Below are 22,966 nucleotides of genomic sequence, written 5' to 3'. Positions count from 1 at the left end.
CCTCCAATTTTAATTATATAAAGGATGTTTTGTTGTTAATGCCTTAACTCTTTCTTTTCCTTCTTCTAATGCTTTTTCATCTTCTGGATTTTTTAATACTAAGCTAATAATTTTAGCAACTTCTTCAAATGCTGCTTCGTCAAAACCACGAGTTGTTGCTGCAGGCGTACCTAAACGCACACCACTTGTAACGAATGGTTTTTCTTGATCAAATGGGATTGTATTTTTATTACAAGTAATACCAATAGCATCTAATGTTTCTTCAGCAACTTTACCTGTAATACCTACTGAATCTTTAACATTTAAAGAAACAAGATGGTTATCTGTTCCACCTGATACCACTTTGAAACCTTCATTAATTAAAGTTTCTGCTAAAGTTTTAGCATTCTTAACAACTTGTTGTTGATAAGTCTTGAAATCATCTTGTAATGCTTCACCAAATGCAATTGCTTTTGCTGCAATCACATGCTCTAAAGGTCCACCTTGGATACCAGGGAAGATTGTTTTATCAATTTGCTTTTTGTATTCTTCTTTACATAAAATCATACCACCACGTGGTCCACGTAAAGTTTTGTGAGTTGTTGTAGTAACAAAGTCTGCATATTCAACTGGGTTAGGATGCAATCCAGCAGCAACTAATCCTGCGATATGAGCCATATCTACCATCAATTTCGCGCCGACTTCATCAGCAATTTCCTTGAAGCGTTTAAAATCAATTGTACGTGAATAAGCAGAAGCACCAGCTACAATTAATTTTGGTTGGTGTTCTTTTGCTGCTTTTAATACTTCGTCATAATTGATTTGTTCGTTTTCTTTATCAACTCCATACTCTACGAAGTTGTAAAATTGACCACTAAAGTTAACAGGTGCGCCGTGTGTTAAATGCCCACCATGACTTAAGTTCATTCCTAATACAGTATCACCGTGCTCCAATGCTACGAGATAAACCGCCATATTGGCTTGTGAACCAGAGTGAGGTTGCACGTTTACATGTTCTGCACCAAAGATTTGTTTCGCGCGTTCAATCGCTAACGTTTCTGATACATCTACATATTCACAACCGCCATAATATCTTCTGTTTGGATAACCTTCAGCATATTTGTTAGTTAATACTGAACCTTGTGCTTCCATAACAGCTTCTGAAACAAAGTTTTCTGAAGCGATAAGTTCGATGTTATTGTTTTGACGATTGAACTCATTTTGAATCACTTCATAGATTTCTTTATCTTGCTCTTGAATAAATGACATGGATATATTCCTCTTTTCTGTATTAGTTATATTTTGCTCTTTCGCCACCAATTTTTTTTGGTCTTGAAGAAGCTATTGTAACAACCGCTTCACCAATTTGCTTTACACTTGTACGTTCTGGAATTGCAACATGCTTGATGTGCATGCCTATTAACGTTTGACCAATATCTATACCTTTTGGCACAGTAATGTGTTCAACGACCATTGGATCGTCCATATACTGGTATGCATATGTGGCTAGACTACCACCAGCATGTACATCTGGAACTACAGTAACTTCTTCCATTGTTAAAGGGTTAAAATGAGAACGCTCGATTGTGACCGCTCGATTGATGTGTTCACAACCTTGGAAGACAAATGATACGCCTGTCTCACGTTCAATTTCCTTCAGCGCCGTGAATATTTCACGGGCGACGTCCATTGAACCTACAGAACCAATACGTTCTCCAATAACTTCTGACGTAGAGCAGCCAATGATACACAATTCATCTGCTTTAAAGAATGAATTTGACTTTAATTCATCGAGTAATAACTTTAAACTTTCCATTTTCCCACCCCTTTTAACTAAATAAAAAAAGTAATATGCAAATCCTAATAAAAAAAACATACGAAAATGATTGATAGCAAATTTGCTACACGTAATCATTATAACTTATTTAGTAACTCACTTATACCAATTTCATAAATTTATTGCTTTAATATTTTATTTTTTAATCTGTCAATTAAACAATTTAATTCATTAAATATTTCTCTATAGTCTTCTATTGTGCCACCAAACGGGTCTGAAACTTCTCCAGTTGCCCCGACATACTCATTTATGGTAAATACATTTTCTGTATTATTATACATTTGACACAATGCCAATTTATGAGAATTAGACATAGTAAGTATTAAATCTGCCGATAGATCACTTGCAACAAATTTTGTCGAATGCGATGGCATTGCCAAACTTTCAGTTAAACCAATTTGATGTGAATTATTTGAAATAGGATGTCCATCCATTGCGTATATACCTCTTGATGCGAATTCAATATTTGGTATTTTCTGTTTAGCTATACCTTCAGCCAATGGACTTCTACAAGTATTGCCAGTACATACAAAGATTACTTTCATAGTGTTTCACCTTCAACAATAGTTTGATTTGCAGCTTTCATAATACGATTCATGATTGCTGTAGTCTGATCATTTATGTCAAAACCATATATATATGCATTCTGAATATCTTCATTTTTATCCAATTCATGCAATATTTGATATAAATTGTGATTTGCACCCTTTATATCGTTTTTATTATTACATAATGGAATGAATTTTGCTTGATTAGGCACACATGTTTCATGATCCTTCGGTAAAATAAAGGCTGTTCGAGTCCAATCTTTTTCAGTATTTGGTTGACGTTCTAAATGTCGAACTATGGTTAAAGGCGTGTCTGGTGAATAATGCTTATATTTCATTCCTGGTGCAATAGGCTTTTCAGTGTTCAATGCTTTATCTTCTATACTGCCTGGCAAAATTTGTTCAATCATTTGCTTAGTTACAGAGCCAGGTCGTGCAATTCTATAAGGATACTGTGTACAATCTAATACTGTACTTTCCAATCCTTCTTCACTTTGCTCGGCCTTGATGATCCCATCAATTCTACCATTCAAATCATTGAAGACATGGTCAAATGTTGTGGGTGATGGTCTGCCACTCAAATTAGCACTTGGAGCAGCTATCGGTAAATAGACCTGTTTAAGAATAGCTCGACCAACCGGATGACTTGGCATTCTGACGGCAATTGAACCTAAACCTCCACTCACTCTATCACATAAATAGCCTTCCTTTAATGGAAGAATAAATGAAATTGGACCAGGCCAAAAATGTTTCATTAATATTTTTACATTCTCCGTTAAGTTTGTAGTAAATTGTTTCATTTGATCCATATCATAAATATGTACGATTAACGGATTGTCAGATGGTCTTCCTTTTGCTTCATAAATTTTTTTTATTGCTACATCATTTCTAGCGTCTGCTCCCAACCCATATACAGTTTCTGTTGGTAAAGCAATTAATCCACCTTCATTATATATGGAAGCTATTTCGTTGATATGAGCTACATTTACATTGTTATTGATATCATTTTGATTACTAAAGTCCCATATTTTTGTGTCCACTTAAACACATCCTTTCCTGTACTTTTTTAATTTTAAAGCAAAATAAAAAGTTATGCACGCTCATGGTGAAACATGAGACATACATAACTTAGTCATGCCATTTAAAACTGATAATTCTATCATTATGGTTAATATCTTGAACAATCGATACCATTAGCTCTGGATACATTGTTTGAATTTTATCTTTTAACGTTGGTCCTTGGTTATAACCTATTTCAAAGACAACTTGCGCGCCAGGCAATAATACTTTTGGTAAATCAGCTAAAATATCATTATAAACACGATATCCTTGATCATTAGCAAATAGTGCTGAATGTGGTTCATATGATAAAACAGTATCCTCCATAAATGTTGCATCTGCTTGGTCTATATACGGTGGATTCGAAATCAGACCATTCACTTTAACGCCTTGTGCAATTAAAGGTTTCAATGCATCACCCTTTAGAAATTCTATATCGACTTGATGCTGTTGTGCGTTTTCTTTAGCTACTGTCAGTGCTTCTTCACTAATATCTGTCGCATACACAATCAATGAAGTGTCTATTTTCTTCAACATGATTGGAATATTTCCACTACCTGTACCAATATCGACGATCGTATCGCCATGCTTGAGGCTTTGAGAAAAATGCAACATAACTTCTTCTGTTTCTGGGCGTGGAATCAGACAATGACGGTTAACTTTGAAATTTTCACCATAAAAGGATTGATAGCCGACAATATATTGAATAGGCTCACCTTTCAACATTCTCGCTTTGGCAATATCAAACCGTTGTAATTGTTCAGTAGTCATTTCATCATTCAAGTGTACGATCAACGCTGCTCTAGACCATTGAAACATATCCATCATTAACCATTCTACTCTCGTCGTTTCAATATTCTGTTCGCTACATTCTAACTTCGCACGATCAAGTACTGATTTAAAGCTCACCATTATTTAATTCTTTCAATTTCTCAGTTTGTTCTGATACTGTTAGTGCGTCAATCACTTCATCTAACTTACCTTCCATAATTTGATCTAACTTTTGTAAAGTTAATCCAATACGGTGATCGGTCACACGACTCTGCGGATAATTATATGTTCTAATACGTTCAGAACGATCTCCTGAACCAACAGCCGATTTACGTTGCGCTGCGTATTTTTGTTGTTCTTCTTGCAATTTCATATCAAATAAACGTGCTTTCAATACTTTCATTGCCTTTTCACGGTTTTGAATTTGGGATTTCTCTGAAGATGTTGCAATAATACCCGTTGGTAAATGGGTAATACGAACTGCAGAATCTGTCGTATTTACGTGTTGTCCACCTGCACCACTTGAACGATACGTATCGACTTTAATATCTTCATTTCTTATCTCTATTTCAACATCTTCTACTTCTGGCAATACTGCAACTGTTGCTGTAGAAGTGTGAATACGGCCACCCGATTCAGTTTCGGGTACACGTTGAACTCGGTGTGCACCATTTTCAAATTTCAATTTACTATAAGCATCTGCTCCAGAAACTGAGAAACTAATTTCTTTGTAACCACCATGATCACTTTCAGCAGCTTCTACTATATCTGTCTTATAATTATGTGCTTCCGCATATTTAGAATACATTCTAAATAAGTCACCAGCAAAAATTGCAGCTTCATCGCCACCTGCAGCCGCTCGAATTTCAACAATTACGTTTTTGTCATCATTAGGGTCCTTTGGAATTAATAATAATTTCAATGATTCTTCTAATTCTGGTACACGACTCGCTAAACCTTGGCTTTCTTCTTTTAGCATTTCGATTTCATCTTTATCTTTGGTATCATTCAACATTTCTTCGATTTCAGAAATATCCTCTTTAACCTGTTTATATTCGCGATAAACTTCAACAGTTTTTTGTAAATCTGCTTGCTCTTTTGAATACTTTCTTAAATTATCAGGATCATTTACAACGTCGGGATCACTTAATAGTTCATTTAATTGTTCATATCTTTCTTCTACAATATCTAATTGATCAAACACTACATTTCCTCCTTCTCATTATCACTAGGTGCAACAATATGATGCGCTCTACATCTAGGTTCATAACTTTCGTTTGCGCCCACCAATATAACTGGATCATCTACCTTAGCTGGTTTTCCATCAATCAATCTTTGGGTACGACTAGAAGAAGAACCACAGACAGCACATACTGCTTGTAATTTCGTTACATCTTCGCTAACTGCAAGTAAATGCGGTATTGGTTCAAAAGGCTCCCCTCTAAAATCCATATCTAATCCTGCAGTGATTACTCTATGGCCTCTTTCTGCTAATTGCTCAACTATATTTACAACTTTAGATTCAAAGAATTGTACTTCGTCAATGCCAATAACATCGACATCTGATAAATCGTGTTTAAGTATTTCAGCAGCAGTCGAAATATTAATCGCTTCGATTGCATTACCATTATGAGAAACAATCTTATCTTTATGATAGCGGTCATCGATAGCCGGTTTAAATACGACTACTTTTTGTTTAGCATAAAGACCACGTCTTAACCGACGTATTAATTCTTCCGATTTACCACTAAACATGCTTCCAGTAATACATTCAATCCACCCGGAATGATAAGTTTCATACATGATTCGTTCCACCTTTTTTCAAAACATAATCGTCTCATTATATCATATTTTTTTATTTGAAATGTGCAATTTTTGAAAGATATTTACTATTTTATGTATCAGCTTTATTCATCAATATACTTCTATTTAATAGCATATGACTATTTTAAACGAAAAAAGCATCCTCATAAAATGAGAATGCCTTAAACCAACGATTATTCGTTGCTTGATTTGTATCCGAATTTCTTGTTGAAACGTTCCACACGACCATCCGCAGCAGCGAATTTTTGGCGACCTGTGTAGAATGGATGTGAGTCAGATGAAATATCTAAACGAATAACTGGGTATTCATTTCCATCTTCCCATACCATTGTTTCAGATGATGATTTTGTTGAACCACTTAAGAATTTAAAATCTGTAGTTGTATCTAAAAAGATAACTTTGTGGTATTCAGGATGAATATTTTGTCTCATTACTTTCAGCTCCTTTGCCCTGAACCATCCGGAACAGAGTTGTTTGTGAGTTTTTTACCCAATACTACGTAATTATAATAGCTATACATGTAAAACGCAACCCTAAATCTAAGATTACAGCTTAAACAAATATGTTTCTTCTATTAAATAATTGGCTTTCCTGTCTTTGTGCTTTCTTCTGCAGCTTTTTGTAACTGTTCAAAGAATTCTTTATTATCAGTTGTACGTTTTAATTTACGTACAAAACGTTCTGTAAAATCGAGTGAATCTGTAAACATATTACGCAATTGCCATAAAGATTCTAATTCTTTTGGTGAAATTAGTAATTCTTCTTTACGTGTTGAACTTCTACCAATATCAATAGCAGGGAATACACGACGTTCTGCAAGTTTACGATCAAGATGTAATTCCATATTACCCGTACCTTTAAACTCCTCATAAATCATGTCATCCATACGTGATCCAGTATCAACTAAAGCAGTCGCTAAAATAGTCATACTTCCACCAGCTTCAATATTTCTTGCCGCACCAAAGAATGCTTTAGGTTTGTGTAATGATGCTGGGTCTAGACCACCTGATAATGTTCGACCACTAGGTGGGATTACTAAGTTGTATGCACGTGCCAGTCGTGTAATTGAATCCATTAAGATAATAACGTCCTTACCAATTTCCACGAGTCTCTTTGCACGTTCTAATAATAATTCTGCTACTTTTACATGGTGTTGAGGCGGTTCATCAAATGTAGAATGAACTACTTCTGCAGTTTCAACAGATCTTTCAATATCTGTAACCTCTTCCGGTCTTTCTCCAACAAGTAGGACAAATAATTCTGCTTCTGGTTTATTCGTAGCAATCGCATTGGCAATTTCCTTTAGTAATGAGGTCTTACCTGCTTTTGGTGGTGCAACGATAAGTCCACGTTGACCAAGTCCAATCGGCGTGATCAAATCCATAATTCGTGTAGAATAATTTTGCTGTGTTGTTTCTAACATTATGCGTTCTTCTGGATATAAAGGTGTCAACGCTTGGAAATGCGGTCGTTTCTTTACTTCCTCTGCATTCTCATCATTAACAAAGTCAACTTGTAATAAACCATAGTATTTTTCATTATCCTTAGGCTTTCTAACTTTACCAGTCACTTTATCGCCACGTTTAATTTCGAAACGACGTATTTGACTAGCTGAAATATAGATATCTTTTTCACCTTTTGAATAATTTACAGTTCGAAGGAAACCATAACCATCTTGTTGGATATCATCTAAGATACCTTCCATATAATAGTTTCCATCTTTTTCCATTTGTGCTTCCATAATTGCAAGCACCAATTCTTTTTTATTTAATTTACTATAATTTATCAATTTAAGAGATTTTGCTTTTTGAGTGAGATCTTTAGTAGTGTAATTTTTGTATAATTCGTGGAACGATTCATACTGAGGTGATGTACGTTCTTTTTCAGGCATTATCTTGCACCCATTTCATAAATAAGTTTTTAAACAACGTAATAAATACTACGCTATTTACTTTTTTAACTATAGCAAATTTTCTTTTTAATTACAAAATGTATTTCATTTTCTCAAATTTAAAAATGATTACATAACTTAAAAACCACCACACCATGCGTATACATTACTTCAATAAAAAAAGAAAGCGACAACTTCTATTTCATTACACAATAGAAGTTGTCGCTATTAAGGTCATCTAAGATTCAATTTAAGTCTCAGACATTGACATATTATAATATTATTTAAATTAATTGAAGTAACCAGCGATAGCTTTAACTTCTAAGAATTCTTCGATACCGAAGTCTCCCCATTCGCGACCAATTCCAGATTTTTTATAACCGCCAAATGGTAGGTCTGGACGACGTGGTGCTTCATTAATTTGTATTGTACCCGCTTCAACTGAACGAGCAACTTTTAATAATGTGTCCTTATCAGTACCAAATACATAACCTGCTAAGCCATATTCTGTATCATTTGCAATTTCAATTGCTTCATCTAAATCATTATACGTAATAATTGACATTACCGGCCCAAATATCTCTTCACGAGCAATAACCATGTCATTATTCACATTATTGAAAATAGTTGGTCTTGCAAAATATCCAGTCTCTAGGCCTTCAGGTTTGCCAGGGCCACCGAATAATAATTCAGCACCTTCTGCAATGCCTTTATCGATATAAGATTGAACTTGGTCAAATTGTTTTTTACTGATAATTGGTCCGACACGCGTGCCTTCTTCTCTTGGATTTCCAACCTTAACATTGCTAAATTCTTCTTTAACTGCAGTTAGGAATTCCTCTTTAATACTTGCTGGTACGAGTGTTCTTGTACCGGCAGCACAAACCTGACCAGTATTATGAACAACTTTATTCGTTGCTGCTTTAGCAGCTTCTTTGATATCAGCATCTTCTAATACGATAAATGGTGATTTACCACCTAATTCAAGTGATACTTTTTTGAAATCTTCAGCCGCTTCTTTCATAATGCTTGATCCAGTTGGACCTGAACCTGTGAATGACATCATTCTTACTTTTGGATGTGCACTTAATGGACGTCCGACACCTTGTCCGTCACCATTAACCAAGTTAAACACACCTTTTGGTAGGCCAGCTTTTTCAAAGATTTCAGCCAAAATAACTGCCGCAAATGGTGTTTCTTCAGATGGTTTAAGGACCACTGGGCTACCTGCCGCAAATGCTGCTGCTAATTTTAATGACGTTTGATTCATTGGGAAGTTCCATGGTGTTACTAGTCCTGCAACGCCAATCGCTTCTTTTACAACCAAGTTATCTCCACGTCGTTCTTCAAATTCAAAGTCATTTAATGCATCACGTGCTGCAGTGAAATGATCTAAGCCCATTTGATAATGAACACTTTCCGCTACTGATGCAGGTGAACCTAATTCATCGATGATAGTATCAACTATGTCATCTTTTCTATTTTCATATTCTTTAACGATATTATCTAATAATTGTTGTCTTTCTTTAACAGAAGTATGTCTAAATTTTAAATATACACTTTCTGCAGCATCAACTGCTTTATCCACATCTTCTTTGTTTCCTTTAGCTACAGTGCCAGCAACCTCTTCTGTTGCAGGATTGATTACTTCTATAGTCTCTCCACTAGCGCTTTCTACCCATTCTCCATTGATAAATTGTTTAGTGAAATTTCTCATTAATTATTCACTCCTTAAGTAAATTACTAATCATATTTTAACCTAGATATTTTAAAATTAAACTAAACTGCTCACAAAGATATATAATTTTATGAATAAAACGTTTTCGATTATAATTACACTTTGCATATGTGCACATTCTTTTATTCCCTGTGTTATGCTATTTAATACCAAATTTCAAACTATTATTGAAGGTTCATGAGAGTATGTATGAATTTGCAATAAAATAAAAACTGTAAACAACACAATAGTTGTTTACAGTTTAAATAGAAGTCGAATGCTATTTTATTTATTAAATACTTTTTTCAATACATTAACTTTCGAGCTCAATATATTCTTGGGCCCACTTTTCCATTGGTACTAATGCTGCCGCTAGTGCATTACCTTTATCTGTAAGTTGGTATATGATATTGACTGGGCTAGTAGAAACAACATTCTTTTCAACTAGTCCCCATTCCATTAAATCAGTTAATTTAATGCTTAGTGCACGTGGCGTGATTGTTTTCAAATCACGTTTCATATCTGAAAAATGTGCTGATTTTTCAGTACACCGAGACAAATAATTAATGATTAAACCATTCCAACTTCTACCTACTATTTTAAAGGTTTCTTCAAGATAAGGGCAAACCTCCATGGTCATCACCTCATATCACTTAATATTATAATTGAAGATTAAAGTTAGGATAGTGCGCTTCAATTATGTAGTATATTTATTATACCACAAATCCTAAACTTCTTCAGTCCAAATGTCTGCACCAAGTGATTTCAATGTATTCACAATATTTGTATAACCTCTATGAATATGTTTCACATTATAAATAGTTGTTACGCCTTCAGCAATTAATCCGGCAACAATTAGACTTGCACCCGCACGTAAATCACTCGCATAAACCTTAGCACCTTTTAATTTAGATGGTTTGATCGTTGCAGTACCATTGTCAGCTACAATATCCGCACCCATATTTTTCAATTCGTCTACATGCTTAAAGCGTGCTGGATAAATCGTCTCAGTTACAAATGATACACCATCAGCCATAAATAACAACGGTGTAATCGGTTGTTGTAAATCTGTTGCAAATCCTGGATAAACAAGCGTCTTAATATCAACACTAGTATATTTGTTTCCACGTTTAATCTGAGTATGATCTTCACCAACATTAATATCTAAACCTAATTCTTTTAATTTTACGATCAATGGTTCAACGTGTGTAGGTATAATGTTATTTATTTTTATTTCTTCACCACAAGCAGCTGCAATACACATATAAGTGCCAGCTTCTATTCTATCAGGAATAACTTGATGTTCTGAGCCATGTAAATGTTTTACACCATTAATCTTTAATGTACTTGTACCTGCACCTTTAATATCAGCACCTAAGCTAATTAAGAATCTTGCAACATCTACTACTTCTGGTTCCTTTGCTGCATTTTCAATTACAGTTTGACCCTCAGCACGAACTGCAGCGAGCATAATATTGATTGTTGCGCCCACACTTACGATATCTAAAAAGATATTGGCACCGACTAATTTATCCGCTTCAATTTTCATAGAAGTTTCACTAGATTCATCGATTGTCGCACCCAAAGCTTTAAAACCTTTAATATGTTGATCTATGGGTCTTGGTCCTAATGGACATCCTCCCGGTAAACCGATAACACATTTATTAAATCTTCCAAGCATTGCTCCCATCATATAGTAAGAAGCACGTAATGATTCTACCTTTTGATTTGGTAATGGGGCATTTATTATTTCTTCAGGATCCACTTCGAGTGTCGTACCTGTTAAATTTGTTTTAATATTCAAATCACCTAATAAGCTCACCAATGTTTCAACATCTGAAATTTGTGGCAAACCTTTAATTGTTACATTATCTTCGGCCAATATAGCTGCCGGAATAATAGCAACTGCACTATTTTTTGCACCATTGATATTTACTTCACCTTTAAGTGTTTGACCACCTCTAATTTTTATCACTTCTTGACCCATTTATCCGTTCTCCTTTACCATACTTTCAATCGTTCTTTTTCTTAACATCATTAGCATTATACTATGAAAACATTAGTGTTTGCAAAATACATTAATCTAACAAAACCTATTAAAAATGATATTAAGTACATATACAGTATGTAAAAATTAATTGTTATACCTTTTATTTCCCAATGTTTCACAACTCAAATCATAAACAAAGGTTTTTTCTTATAAATTTTATGTAAATTTTAATTCCATTAACTGTTTATTTTTAGTTTTATTTGATTTTGATGTTAAAAAAAATAACTATTATACCGAAGTATAATAGTTATTTTTACGATTAAAATTATTTAGCACGGTTTGAAGTACCAAATTCTTTAATTTTACCGATTACAGTTGCTTTGATTGCTTCGCGAGCTGGACCTAAATATTTACGTGGATCATAAACTTCTTGATCATTGTTTAATACGTCACGAACAGCTTGTGCTGATGCAATTTGGTTTTCAGTATTTACATTGATTTTAGCAGTTCCAAATGGGATTGCTTTTTGGATATCTTTAGTTGGGATACCAGTACCACCGTGTAATACTAATGGTAAACCAGTTGAAGCACCGATTTCTTCCATTTCTTTAAATCCTAATTTTGGTTCACCTTTATAAGGTCCGTGTACTGAACCTAATGCTGGTGCAAGTGTATCAATACCAGTTCTTTCAACTAGTTCTTGACACTCTTTAGGATCTGCATAGATAACACCTTCAGCAACAACGTCATCTTCTTGTCCACCAACAGTTCCTAATTCTGCTTCAACAGAAACACCGTGTTCGTGAGCATACTCAACTACTTTAGCAGTAGTTGCAACATTTTCTTCGAATGGGTCATGTGAAGCATCAATCATTACTGATGTGAAACCAGCGTCGATTGCTTCTTTACATTTTTCAAAGCTTGAACCGTGGTCTAAATGAATCGCTACTGGAATAGTGATTTCTTTATCGTGCATTAAACCTTCAACCATTTTAACGACTGTGTAGAAACCACCCATGTAACGAGCAGCACCTTCAGAAACACCTAAGATTACAGGTGCGTTCTCTTCTTGAGAAGCTTCTAAAATAGCTTGTGTAAATTCTAAGTTATTTAAGTTGTATTGACCAACCGCATAACCGTTTTCTTTTGCATCGATTAACATTTCTTTCATTGAAACTAAAGGCATGAAAGTTCCTCCTTGGTGCTTTAAGCACATATTTTTACAATCTAATTATATCAAAACCATAAACTTTTTGCATTATTCTATACAATTGTAAGCGTTTTTATTTAAACTTTTATTTTTAATTTCTGCAAACTTCGTATTTTTGCACCTATTTTTATAAAATTGCAATATCTTAAAAGCTTATTTACAATAGTTAAATGAGTAGAATGGAGGTACGTTGTATGTCAAAAATATTGAATACGCAACTTAACGGAATTTTTAATCGCATTGAAACCCAAGAACTTGATATACAAATGGCTAGCCAATGTTTGATTCAAGCAATTGGCGGTGAAGGTCATGTCTATATAAAGGGCTACGATGATTTAAAGTTTTATGAGTCATATATTTTAGAAAGTGAAGAGCGATTGAAATCAAGCAAACGTTTAACTGATTTATCATCTATCGATCAATTAGATACAACAGATAGAGTATGCTTGTTCGCTCCTAATTATACTTCTACAGTCGCAAAGGATGTAGATGCATTAATAGCTGCAGATGTAGACTTTGTGTTGATTTGTAATAAGCCAAAGGATGTAGATTTTTCTGATCATTTATTTCACTTTGTTAATTTAAGCACGCCTAGACCCATTGTCTATACAGAGGACTATGACAAAGTTGTCACGCCTCACCCTATCGCTTTTAATTACATCTATTATGATATTTATACACAAATGGTTGAAATGATAAATGATTTAGATTTATAAATTATGTTGAATTTAAATCAATACTTCAATATCAATCGCATTATTCTGGTTGGGACAAATTCCATGTTCCAACCTTTTTATATTTCTTACTTCATTTTTATAAAAAAACTGCCGACCGATACACGGTCGACAGTCAAAAGATATTCAACTATATATTATAGTTATTTGTTATTTTGATGTTTCAATGAAGCTTCAACAAATGCTCTGAAAATTTGTTGTGGACGGTTAGGTCTTGATAAAAACTCAGGATGGAACTGACAAGCCACAAAGAAATCATTTTCTGGTATTTCTACCATTTCGACTAATCGACCATCTGGACTAGTACCAGAGAAGACCATTCCATTTTCTTCTAATTGCTCTCTATATTCATTGTTAAATTCATAACGATGACGATGACGTTCTTCAATATTTTGTGCATCATAAATTTTATGTGCTAATGTACCTTCTTTAATCGTACAAGGATATAAACCTAAGCGTAATGTACCACCTAAATCTTCTATATCCTTTTGTTCTGGAAGTAAATCAATGATTGGATAAGGTGTATTTGGATCTAATTCTGCTGAATGTGCACCTTCTAAACCGATAACATTTCTTGCAAATTCTACAGTAGCTAATTGCATACCTAAGCAGATACCAAAGTATGGTACATTATTTTCACGAGCATATTTGATTGCTGAAATTTTTCCTTCACTTGCACGGAACCCAAAACCACCTGGTACAAGGATACCATCAACATCAGCTAAATATTGTGCAACATTGTCATCTGTCACTTCACTTGAGTCAATCCATTTTACCTCTACATCTTTCTTGAATGGATAACCTGCATGTTTCAAGGATTCAACTACTGATAAGTAAGCATCTTGCAAGCTTACATATTTACCTACTAAGCCAATAGTTACTTTGCCATCTAAGTTATTCACTGTATCTAACAAGTACTGCCATTCATCTAATTGTGTATCATATTTTGCATCTAACTCTAAACGATCAATTACGATGTCATCCATATTTTGTTTACTTAATTGTAAAGGAATTTCATATAAAGAATCTGCATCACGACATTCGATAACACTTGCTTTATTAATGTCACAGAATAATGCAATTTTATCTTTTAAGTCTTGTGTTAATTCATACTCAGTACGTACAACAATTAAATCTGGTTGAATACCTAAACCACGTAATTCTTTAACACTGTGTTGTGTTGGTTTTGTTTTCATTTCGCCTGCAGCTTTAATATACGGTAGTAATGTACAGTGTACATACATCACATTTTCTCTACCTAAATCACTTCTAATCTGACGAATTGCTTCAATAAATGGTAATGATTCAATATCACCAGTCGTTCCACCAATCTCAGTAATGACTACATCCGCATTGGTACTTTCGCCAGCTAATAATAAGCGTTCTTTAATTTCATTTGTGATATGTGGAATAACTTGGACTGTACCACCTAAATAATCACCACGGCGTTCTTTTTTCAATACGTGAGAATATACTTTACCAGCTGTAACATTTGAATATTTATTTAAGTTGATATCGATAAATCTTTCATAGTGTCCTAAATCTAAATCTGTTTCAGCACCGTCATCAGTTACAAATACTTCACCATGTTGATACGGACTCATTGTACCTGGGTCAACATTTAAATAAGGATCAAATTTTTGAATTGTAACCTTCAATCCTCTATCTTTTAACAATCTTCCTAAAGATGCTGCTGTAATACCTTTACCTAATGAAGAAACTACTCCACCAGTTACAAAAATAAATTTTGTCATGTTCTGCCTCCTATAAATATAATGGTATAGAAATTAATACCAGCAATTGACATGCTTAACTTCAATTGAATCGTTAAACTTTAATCTAATGTTTTACATTTTTAAATTATTTTTAATGGGAGATTGGTTTAGCGTTAACAATAGCGCCAATACACAAGTAACGATATTAAAAATAATAAGTTAACTAGTTTATAAAATAAAAAAATCGCTCCCTCTCACAAATTTGTAAGGGGGAGCGTATATGATTTATACACGTCGTCCTAATTAAAGGAGCCCGAATAAAATTTTATCATGTTCACGAAAAAAGTCAATTAAATATCGCAGAATTAATTTTCTGTGAATTCATCTTCCTCGTACTCATCTTCTTCTTCTTCGTCTTCTAAGTCTTCATCTTCTTCATCAATTACAATATCAGACTCTTCAATCTCTTCGTCCACTTCTTCATCTTCTGGATCTTCAGGATCGTTTAGTGTCTCTTGGTCATCCGTTACTGTAGGGATATCATCATCGTCATCCGCTTCATCTTCACCAAGTAATTTCAATGTTTTATCTTCTTCATCATCGTCATCTAAAATATCAAATTTTTGAATAGTTGGCGCAATTTTCTCTTCAATATCATCAACTGAATACCAGTCACGTAAGCCCCAAATATTTTCACCAATATTTAAGAAACGTCCATCAGTGTTTAAGTCTGTATAGAATTGCACAATTCTATCTTCAATTTCGTGATCTTCATAATGTCCAATCGCTTTAAATTCATCAATGATATCATACAGATTCATTGTATCGCCTTTTTCGTGTAATAACGTGTAAGCCATGTCAATAAATGATTTCTCATCAACCATTTCTTTTGTATAATCTTGAATTCTCATATTATATATTCTTCCTTTCAAAGGCATTTATCCAAATCAGTACTATGTTTTCTTAAGTAATAATAACAAATGTAAATTATAAATGACAATGCTTGATTTCGCAATCGCTATTAATAATTTATATATTTTTCAAAAGTGATAAAATCATCAGCACTTTCAATTTCAACAAAATTACTATTTATACATAAAGGCTTTAATTCATTATGTTCCCCATATAAGGTGATTGTCAGCACAGCCACATCATTAAAATGCTTTCTAATATACGTTGATAATTGGCGTAATGCACTTTCAGCAATACCGTGATGTCTTTCATCTTCATTCACTTCAATAGATGAAATATTCATACGATTTTCATGCTTTTCAATCGCTATAAAGCCGACTTTCTGTCCATCTTTTAGTAAATCTATCATATGAATATTATATGGTGTTTCATCTGTACTCTTTTGTAATTTTAAAGATGAAACATATTTAGAGTCTAAATCTAAATAATACAATCTTTCTTTACCAATCGGACCTTCTTCTTTCGTTGCAGCATGCATAAATCCTGCGCGCTCGTATACATTCCAAGCACCTTTATTTTCTGCGTCAACCACTAAATACAAATGATTAAAGTTCGGAAATAAGATTTGCACATATTGCGGTAAATACATCATCATTTTAGTTCCGTATCCACAGCCTTGATATTTTTCATTAATGGATAATGAGCGAACATATACAACTTGATTTGGTGTATCGTAACCTTCATGTTGATAATATTGGTGTAGTACAAAGAAACCTACCACTTCTCCATCACTGTTTAATGCAATGTTCGCTATTCTATCATCATCCTCTAACGCTTCATCTAATACATCCTTTGGCAGAGATGAATAAATTTGCTGGCGCTCACTTAATTCAAAATCATAGAGTGCTTCTTTGTATTTATCTTCATACACCTGCACTGTAATATCTTCAAATTGTTCTTTTGTAAACATATTTAATCCCCTATTTAAACTGTTTTATATATCTATCAAAAACATACCACTTATATGAACTTACTAACCGTTTTTATGAAGTTAAAAAACAATTCATCAGCCAATTCACTTGGTATTTATCTTTGACTTGTCCATGCATGGCATTAAAGAAAGTTTTATCTAATGGCATATGCGGATCCCCTTCCACACTGAGTGCCTCGTAAACTTGACGTTGTTCTTCCAAACGATCGAAAGTCAAAATAATATTGGTATTATCGTTAGACGTTGGTCGACCATAACTGCTAGAAATATGTAATACTACATCATCACTTACATGTAATTCAGCATGTAACAAACGTCCATTCGTTTCATTTAATATCTTTATTTCTCCACTAAATGCCGTTTTATAGAAATCTAACGCTTCTTCTACATCATCAACAATAATGTAAGGACTTAATTGCATCATAAATCAATCGCTCCCTTTACTTTCATATTTGATTTTCTTATATTTTATTATACTATAAGTAAGAATGAAAATATTTGGGGGAATACCATTATGAAAATAGGCATTGATGCTGGGGGCACATTAATAAAAATAGTTCAAGACGAGAATGGCAAACGTTCATATAATACAAAGCTAACGACTGAGATTGATCAAGTTATAGAATGGTTAAATTCAATTGATGCAGAGCGTATCAGTTTAACTGGTGGTCAGGCTGCTACAATTCAACAACAACTTAAATGCGAATCTAATATATTTGTTGAATTCGATGCTTCGGCTGTCGGATTAAATATATTATTAACTGAACAAGGCCATCAACTAGATGATTACATATTTGCTAACGTTGGGACTGGTACGTCAATTCATTATTATGACGGTAAAGCTCAAAAACGTGTTGGTGGTGTAGGTACCGGTGGCGGTATGATTCAAGGTTTAGGTTATTTATTAACTGGCATTCAAGATTATCAGTTATTGACGGATACTGCTCAAGATGGCAATAGAGATATCATCGATTTAAAGGTAAAACATATCTATAAAAACACTCAACCTCCTATTCCAGGAGATTTAACGGCAGCTAATTTCGGTAATGTCTTACATAACTTGGATAAATCATTTACCGATGCCGATAAACTTTCTTCTGTAATTGGTGTAGTGGGTGAAGCAATTACAACGATGGCTATTACAGTAGCACGAGAACACAAAACCGAAAATGTCGCTTATATTGGCTCAACGTTTATCAATAATCAACTATTACGACACGTTATTGAAGATTATACTGTATTACGAGGATTCAAACCTTATTACATTGAACATGGTGCTTTTTCTGGTGCTCTTGGTGCACTTCATCTATAAAACGAAACAGGTCAACAAACGTATCTGAGACATTCCAGATACGTTTGTTGACCTTAATTTTTTATAAATAAATTATATAAGACATCATTCAAATCATCATATTTCAATTTCGTAATTACTCGTTCTATAGCGCAAGTTGATCAATCACTTTTTGCGCTGAAACAACGGTACCCACTACACCAGGTTTCAAATCAATAGCTACAGCTTTATCATCATCTCTTAACGTATCTAACCACTCATCAAAAACAGCGCCTTCAATCTCAACTAATTCAAGATTGTCAAAGTCTTCTCGACGGACTTTTTCCGCTCTACTTTTTATACTCCATACGGGCATAATATGTGGCCTTTGATGTTCATCGTCACTAATTAATGCAAATTGCTTTGCACCCTTTTCAGATAATCCAAAAACTGCATCCTCTTTTGCTACATCTTTAGCAAATTCCTTCAAACGTATACTATCTAAATCAGACATTAATTCATCACTAACTTTCACGACATCTATTAAATCACCATCTGATTTCGAAGTTGGATTGACCAACACTTGATCTCCTTCGTTAAATATATCATCTAATTCATAAGTAACAAATCGATCCACATCAATTTTCTTTACTTTATCAAACGCAATATCTTTAGCATCAAGGAATGGTTGAGCTAATGACTTGTCACTCCACAAACACACGCGTGACTCACCTAGTATTTCATAACTGACTAATTGCTTTGCTTCCGTTGCAACATAAAAGCACTCACTTACCAAAATATCTTGATAAAATGAATTTTCTTTATAGGACATCCTAACACCTTCATTTCATTTTATATTTTTAATCTAATCAAAATATAAATGACATATATAATACAGTCAAACACCTCAATTAGTATTTATAAACATGACATAGCAAATGTTTTGATTCACATTAAAATACATTATCTCATATTTATCCTTTTTTTAAATCTTCAAGGAACTGTAATTCTAATTTTTCTATTTGACTTTGTGATTCACCGTGCCAAATACAACCAAATCTTGAACTCACTTGCTCTTCTGTGTACCAATCACCATCATAGTATGATAACGGAAATAACACGCCTTTTTTAATATACTTTACAATCGTATCAAAGAAATGTTTATTATCCCCCGGTGAAATATAACTATAAAACTTATGGAATCCTTGGGTTAAAATCGGTTCGAGTAATAACATACTTGTAGAACCATTTTGTCTGAAATTCAAATCAATCGCAAAAATATCACCCTGTGCATCCTCTAATAAGTCAAAGCCTGCAACACCATAATATCCTTGAGCAACACCGATTTCCATAATTTCTTTACCAGCTTGTATCACTTTCTTTGGTACATCTTGAACATTCAAATTACCATTATAATGACCGTATTTGTCAGTCAGTTGTTGTGATGTTCCAATATATTGCACACCGAGTTTCGGTGTATATGCAAATTGCACACAATAGTTTGCAACTGCTTCAATTTTCTGTTCAATTATGATTGTGTCTGTTTCGCTTTTAGCCTTCTCGATTCGTTTGGATGCCTTATCTAAATCTGTTTGATTATAACAAATCATTACACCATAACCACCAGCTGTAGGTAGATCATCACCTGGTTTTAAAACAAATGGAAACTCCCAATGCTTGATTGCTTGTTCAAAGTCCTCTATATTCACTACTTCTCGTTTTGGCAAATATTTATTATTCGTCCACTCTGGTATACGAGATTTATTATTTAAAGCAACAAATATATCTTTATTCAATGCATAGTAGTGTTTTTTCAATATCGCTTCATCATGTATATATTGAAAATAAATTTTTTTATCAAGACTTTGCGCTAACGTAGCTAGTAATTGTTCATAACTAGATTTATCGTTAAATTTATAAATATTACTAGGCATATCTTGACCAATTAATTGAAATAATTGTGCTAAATTTTCTGTAACACTCGCTTCATGTACAATCACAGGCATTTGATTAGCAATCAATAATTCTCTACCAGTTAAAAAATTAGATTGGTGTTCTTCTGGCTCTAACCACGGATTTGAAATATATGATGGACGAGACGTATATACTATATTTGAATCATAAAGATCACTAAGTGTTATTTTAGGTCTTAGAGAACTTTGTTTTGTCATTTTTTGTGCTCCTTTATAAATTGATGTTGTTCAACAATTTCTTTAAATAGTGCGCTATCTTCTATTAATTCTAAGCCCATTAAGGATAATATTTTTGCGCCTCGAATTAATGCTTGATCACCGTGTGTACTACCTGCTGCTTCTCTAAAGCGGTGTGTGTGACCAACTAGATTTCGAGAACCTATTTTAATATGGGGATGAATCGTTGGTACAACATGACTCACATTTCCTGTATCTGTTGAACCATATCCGAAATCATCATCAATAACGGCTTCACCCATTTCAGTCGCATATTTTGCGAATAAATCGTCTAACTTTGAAGTTTTTACAAATTCATTCACACCATTTTGAATTGGGCCAAATTCATAGTCACAACCCGTTTGAATCGCTGCACCTCTCGCAATTTGACCAACTCTTTCAGTTAAGACGTCTAAATCTTTTCTAGTTGTTGCTCTAGTATAAAATCTTGCATGTGTGAAATCTGGAATAATATTTGCTGCCTTTCCTCCATCTAAAATTACTCCATGTACACGTTGACTCTTTTTAATGTGTTGTCTCAATTGCGCCACACCATTAAAATAAGAAATCATTGCATCTAAAGCATTTCTTGCTTCATGTGCATTTTCAGATGCATGTGTACTCTTACCATAGAACTTAATATCTAGCACATCTACTGCTAGAGTATTTATCGTACGATACGTTTCATTACCTGGATGCACCATTAATGCGATATCTAATTCATCAATAATGCCCTCCTTAACATATGATGCTTTGGCACTACCATTCTCTCCACCTTCTTCGGCAGGACAGCCCAAGACAATCACTTGTCCCCCAACTTTATCTATCACTTGCTTTAAGGCTATCCCAGCTAATACGCTTGCTGTTCCAATTATATTGTGTCCACATGCATGGCCTAGCCCCGGCAAAGCATCATATTCCGCTAGATAACCAATTGTCGGACCGGGTTTCGATGAATCATATTTAGCTATAAACCCTGTAGCATGACCTGCAATATCAGTCTCTACCTCAAAATTATGGCGATTTAATTGCTCAATTAATGTTCGAGATGCAAAAATTTCTTCATTACCAAGTTCTGGTCTTTGATGTATTTGATGGCTTAATTCTATATATTTATTCTTTTCATTTTCTATATAATCTAAAATATTTTGTTTATTTTCCATTGCTGAAACCCTACTTTCCACATTACTACGAGCTAGTTATTACTTAAATTTTAAGAAATTATATGCAATACCAATTCATTTAATTATCTAATCAAGTGTACAAAACACTTTTAATTATTACTTATTCTATCGGCTTTATTGTATTCTGTCATTAATTTTCTGAAATTTAAAACATTTTTACTTTTGTATTAGTCTCTATACCACATTTAACAAATTGTAAAAGCAGGTTCATCTTGTTACAATAACTTTATTAAGATTTTAGGAGGAAGCATAATGCCAAAAATGAACGTTGAAAGTTTTAATTTAGATCATACAATTGTTGATGCGCCTTTTGTAAGACTTGCAGGAAAAATGGAAGGTGCCAATGGCGATGTCATTCATAAGTATGATATTCGTTTCAAACAACCAAACAAAGAGCATATGGAGATGCCTGGCCTTCACTCATTAGAACATCTAATGGCTGAAAATATTAGAAATCATTCTGATAAAGTTGTCGATCTAAGTCCAATGGGTTGTCAAACTGGATTTTATGTTTCATTCATTAACCATGATGATTATAATGATGTGTTAAATATCATCGAATTAACAATTAAAGATGTATTAGCAGCTACAGAAGTACCTGCTTGTAATGAGGTCCAATGTGGATGGGCAGCGAGTCATTCATTAGAAGGTGCCAAAGAAATAGCGCAAGCCTTTTTAGACAAACGTTCAGAATGGAACGATGTTTATGGTGAAAATAAATAATCATTTCACGCTATAAAGTATATAACTCCAAATAATTACCGAGTCATATACATCTTGATCGTGAGACTGCTCTAAGCATTACTAAGACCACCCTGGAACATAAATTCCAGAAAAATAGCACTCAGATAATTTAATTTATCTGAGTGCTTATTTTTATTCATCTTATTCGTATTGTTGGCTCGCTTTCCTAGGGGAAAGTTTCACCCTGTAGTCTTCAGCTCGTCCTACAACAGGAGTCTCGTCAAAATACATTGAAAACATTTGTGACTTTTAAATTACCATCACCTTAATAAACTCAACTACAAATTTTTTCTTATCATATACTTTCATCAATTATCTCGTCTTATTGTACATTAATGTCTCTATGCTGTTGAAATAAGTGACATAATCTCATTTCTACTCGTAAATTTTGATTATTTTAG

General features: G+C 33.8%; 23 protein-coding genes. 3 read left to right on the top strand and 20 right to left on the bottom strand.

Going from position 1 to position 22,966, the window contains the following annotated elements:
- Positions 1-9: 9 nt before the first annotated feature.
- The 13 genes from glyA to fdaB all read right to left on the bottom strand — a co-directional run bounded on the left by glyA (position 10) and on the right by fdaB (position 12,802).
- Positions 10-1,248 (bottom strand): serine hydroxymethyltransferase, encoded by a 1,239-nt coding sequence (glyA, locus tag JN168_RS04050; protein WP_107512789.1) that lies wholly within the window; start codon positions 1,246-1,248, stop codon positions 10-12.
- A gap of 22 nt (positions 1,249-1,270) precedes the next feature.
- A complete protein-coding gene (locus JN168_RS04045) occupies positions 1,271-1,795 on the bottom strand; it encodes a TIGR01440 family protein (protein WP_279526191.1) in 525 nt (174 codons plus the stop codon).
- Positions 1,796-1,935: 140 nt separating this feature from the next.
- The gene (locus JN168_RS04040) at positions 1,936-2,361 is read right to left on the bottom strand and encodes a low molecular weight protein arginine phosphatase (RefSeq protein ID WP_279526190.1); all 426 of its coding nucleotides are present in this window, start codon (positions 2,359-2,361) and stop codon (positions 1,936-1,938) included.
- A complete protein-coding gene (locus JN168_RS04035) occupies positions 2,358-3,404 on the bottom strand; it encodes an L-threonylcarbamoyladenylate synthase (RefSeq protein WP_279526189.1) in 1,047 nt (348 codons plus the stop codon). Before JN168_RS04035 ends, JN168_RS04040 begins: the two co-directional genes overlap by 4 nt.
- Before the next feature lie 88 nt (positions 3,405-3,492).
- A complete protein-coding gene (prmC, locus tag JN168_RS04030; protein WP_042739498.1) occupies positions 3,493-4,335 on the bottom strand; it encodes a peptide chain release factor N(5)-glutamine methyltransferase in 843 nt (280 codons plus the stop codon).
- Positions 4,322-5,398 carry a peptide chain release factor 1 gene (prfA, locus tag JN168_RS04025; protein WP_107512794.1) on the bottom strand — a complete coding sequence of 359 codons (1,077 nt, stop codon included), beginning with the start codon at positions 5,396-5,398 and terminating at the stop codon, positions 4,322-4,324. The genes prmC and prfA overlap by 14 nt, the downstream gene beginning before the upstream one ends.
- Positions 5,398-5,997, bottom strand: coding sequence for a thymidine kinase (locus tag JN168_RS04020; protein ID WP_042739496.1), 600 nt, complete (start codon positions 5,995-5,997; stop codon positions 5,398-5,400). Before JN168_RS04020 ends, prfA begins: the two co-directional genes overlap by 1 nt.
- A 194-nt stretch (positions 5,998-6,191) precedes the next feature.
- Positions 6,192-6,449 (bottom strand): type B 50S ribosomal protein L31, encoded by a 258-nt coding sequence (locus JN168_RS04015; RefSeq protein ID WP_042739495.1) that lies wholly within the window; start codon positions 6,447-6,449, stop codon positions 6,192-6,194.
- 143 nt (positions 6,450-6,592) lie between these two features.
- Positions 6,593-7,909: a transcription termination factor Rho gene (gene rho, locus JN168_RS04010; RefSeq protein ID WP_042739494.1), complete on the bottom strand. Its 1,317-nt coding sequence runs from the start codon at positions 7,907-7,909 to the stop codon at positions 6,593-6,595.
- A 289-nt stretch (positions 7,910-8,198) separates the two neighbouring features.
- Positions 8,199-9,626, bottom strand: coding sequence for an aldehyde dehydrogenase family protein (locus JN168_RS04005; protein ID WP_229366895.1), 1,428 nt, complete (start codon positions 9,624-9,626; stop codon positions 8,199-8,201).
- Positions 9,627-9,939: 313 nt separating this feature from the next.
- Positions 9,940-10,260: a winged helix-turn-helix transcriptional regulator gene (locus JN168_RS04000; protein WP_042739492.1), complete on the bottom strand. Its 321-nt coding sequence runs from the start codon at positions 10,258-10,260 to the stop codon at positions 9,940-9,942.
- Positions 10,261-10,353: 93 nt separating this feature from the next.
- On the bottom strand, positions 10,354-11,613 hold the full coding sequence (locus JN168_RS03995; protein ID WP_042739491.1) for a UDP-N-acetylglucosamine 1-carboxyvinyltransferase: 1,260 nt from the start codon (positions 11,611-11,613) through the stop codon (positions 10,354-10,356).
- A 328-nt stretch (positions 11,614-11,941) separates the two neighbouring features.
- The gene (gene fdaB / locus JN168_RS03990) at positions 11,942-12,802 is read right to left on the bottom strand and encodes a class IIb fructose-bisphosphate aldolase FdaB (RefSeq protein WP_042739490.1); all 861 of its coding nucleotides are present in this window, start codon (positions 12,800-12,802) and stop codon (positions 11,942-11,944) included.
- A gap of 218 nt (positions 12,803-13,020) precedes the next feature.
- Here fdaB and JN168_RS03985 point away from each other — a divergent pair, with 218 nt between their 5' ends.
- The gene (locus JN168_RS03985; protein WP_042739489.1) at positions 13,021-13,542 is read left to right on the top strand and encodes a DUF2529 family protein; all 522 of its coding nucleotides are present in this window, start codon (positions 13,021-13,023) and stop codon (positions 13,540-13,542) included.
- Between the two features lie 161 nt (positions 13,543-13,703).
- On the opposite strand, the gene JN168_RS03980 is transcribed toward JN168_RS03985, so the two are convergent.
- The 4 genes from JN168_RS03980 to JN168_RS03965 form a co-directional block, all read right to left on the bottom strand.
- Positions 13,704-15,314 carry a CTP synthase gene (locus tag JN168_RS03980; RefSeq protein WP_042739488.1) on the bottom strand — a complete coding sequence of 537 codons (1,611 nt, stop codon included), beginning with the start codon at positions 15,312-15,314 and terminating at the stop codon, positions 13,704-13,706.
- Between the two features lie 326 nt (positions 15,315-15,640).
- Complete coding sequence (gene rpoE, locus JN168_RS03975; protein WP_042739487.1) at positions 15,641-16,186, bottom strand: DNA-directed RNA polymerase subunit delta; 546 nt, start codon at positions 16,184-16,186, stop codon at positions 15,641-15,643.
- A 110-nt stretch (positions 16,187-16,296) separates the two neighbouring features.
- On the bottom strand, positions 16,297-17,157 hold the full coding sequence (locus JN168_RS03970) for a GNAT family N-acetyltransferase (protein ID WP_042739486.1): 861 nt from the start codon (positions 17,155-17,157) through the stop codon (positions 16,297-16,299).
- 73 nt (positions 17,158-17,230) lie between these two features.
- Positions 17,231-17,602: a VOC family protein gene (locus JN168_RS03965; protein WP_042739485.1), complete on the bottom strand. Its 372-nt coding sequence runs from the start codon at positions 17,600-17,602 to the stop codon at positions 17,231-17,233.
- A gap of 90 nt (positions 17,603-17,692) precedes the next feature.
- Here JN168_RS03965 and coaW point away from each other — a divergent pair, with 90 nt between their 5' ends.
- On the top strand, positions 17,693-18,490 hold the full coding sequence (gene coaW / locus JN168_RS03960; RefSeq protein ID WP_042739484.1) for a type II pantothenate kinase: 798 nt from the start codon (positions 17,693-17,695) through the stop codon (positions 18,488-18,490).
- A 124-nt stretch (positions 18,491-18,614) separates the two neighbouring features.
- On the opposite strand, the gene JN168_RS03955 is transcribed toward coaW, so the two are convergent.
- The 3 genes from JN168_RS03955 to JN168_RS03945 all read right to left on the bottom strand — a co-directional run bounded on the left by JN168_RS03955 (position 18,615) and on the right by JN168_RS03945 (position 21,800).
- A complete protein-coding gene (locus JN168_RS03955) occupies positions 18,615-19,280 on the bottom strand; it encodes a DUF2750 domain-containing protein (protein WP_042739483.1) in 666 nt (221 codons plus the stop codon).
- Positions 19,281-19,422: 142 nt separating this feature from the next.
- Positions 19,423-20,619 carry an L-aspartate--L-methionine ligase LdmS gene (gene ldmS, locus JN168_RS03950; RefSeq protein ID WP_279526188.1) on the bottom strand — a complete coding sequence of 399 codons (1,197 nt, stop codon included), beginning with the start codon at positions 20,617-20,619 and terminating at the stop codon, positions 19,423-19,425.
- The gene (locus tag JN168_RS03945; protein WP_042739481.1) at positions 20,616-21,800 is read right to left on the bottom strand and encodes a M20 family metallopeptidase; all 1,185 of its coding nucleotides are present in this window, start codon (positions 21,798-21,800) and stop codon (positions 20,616-20,618) included. Before JN168_RS03945 ends, ldmS begins: the two co-directional genes overlap by 4 nt.
- Positions 21,801-22,073: 273 nt before the next feature.
- On the opposite strand from JN168_RS03945, the gene JN168_RS03940 reads away from it, so the two are divergent.
- A complete protein-coding gene (locus JN168_RS03940; protein WP_042739480.1) occupies positions 22,074-22,544 on the top strand; it encodes an S-ribosylhomocysteine lyase in 471 nt (156 codons plus the stop codon).
- Positions 22,545-22,966: the final 422 nt, after the last annotated feature.

Origin of the sequence: Staphylococcus gallinarum (assembly GCF_029774255.1) — a bacterium.
Classification (GTDB): Bacteria; Bacillota; Bacilli; order Staphylococcales; family Staphylococcaceae; genus Staphylococcus; species Staphylococcus gallinarum.
Note: the sequence above shows the minus strand (reverse complement) of the source record. Positions and strands in the feature narration are given on the sequence as shown.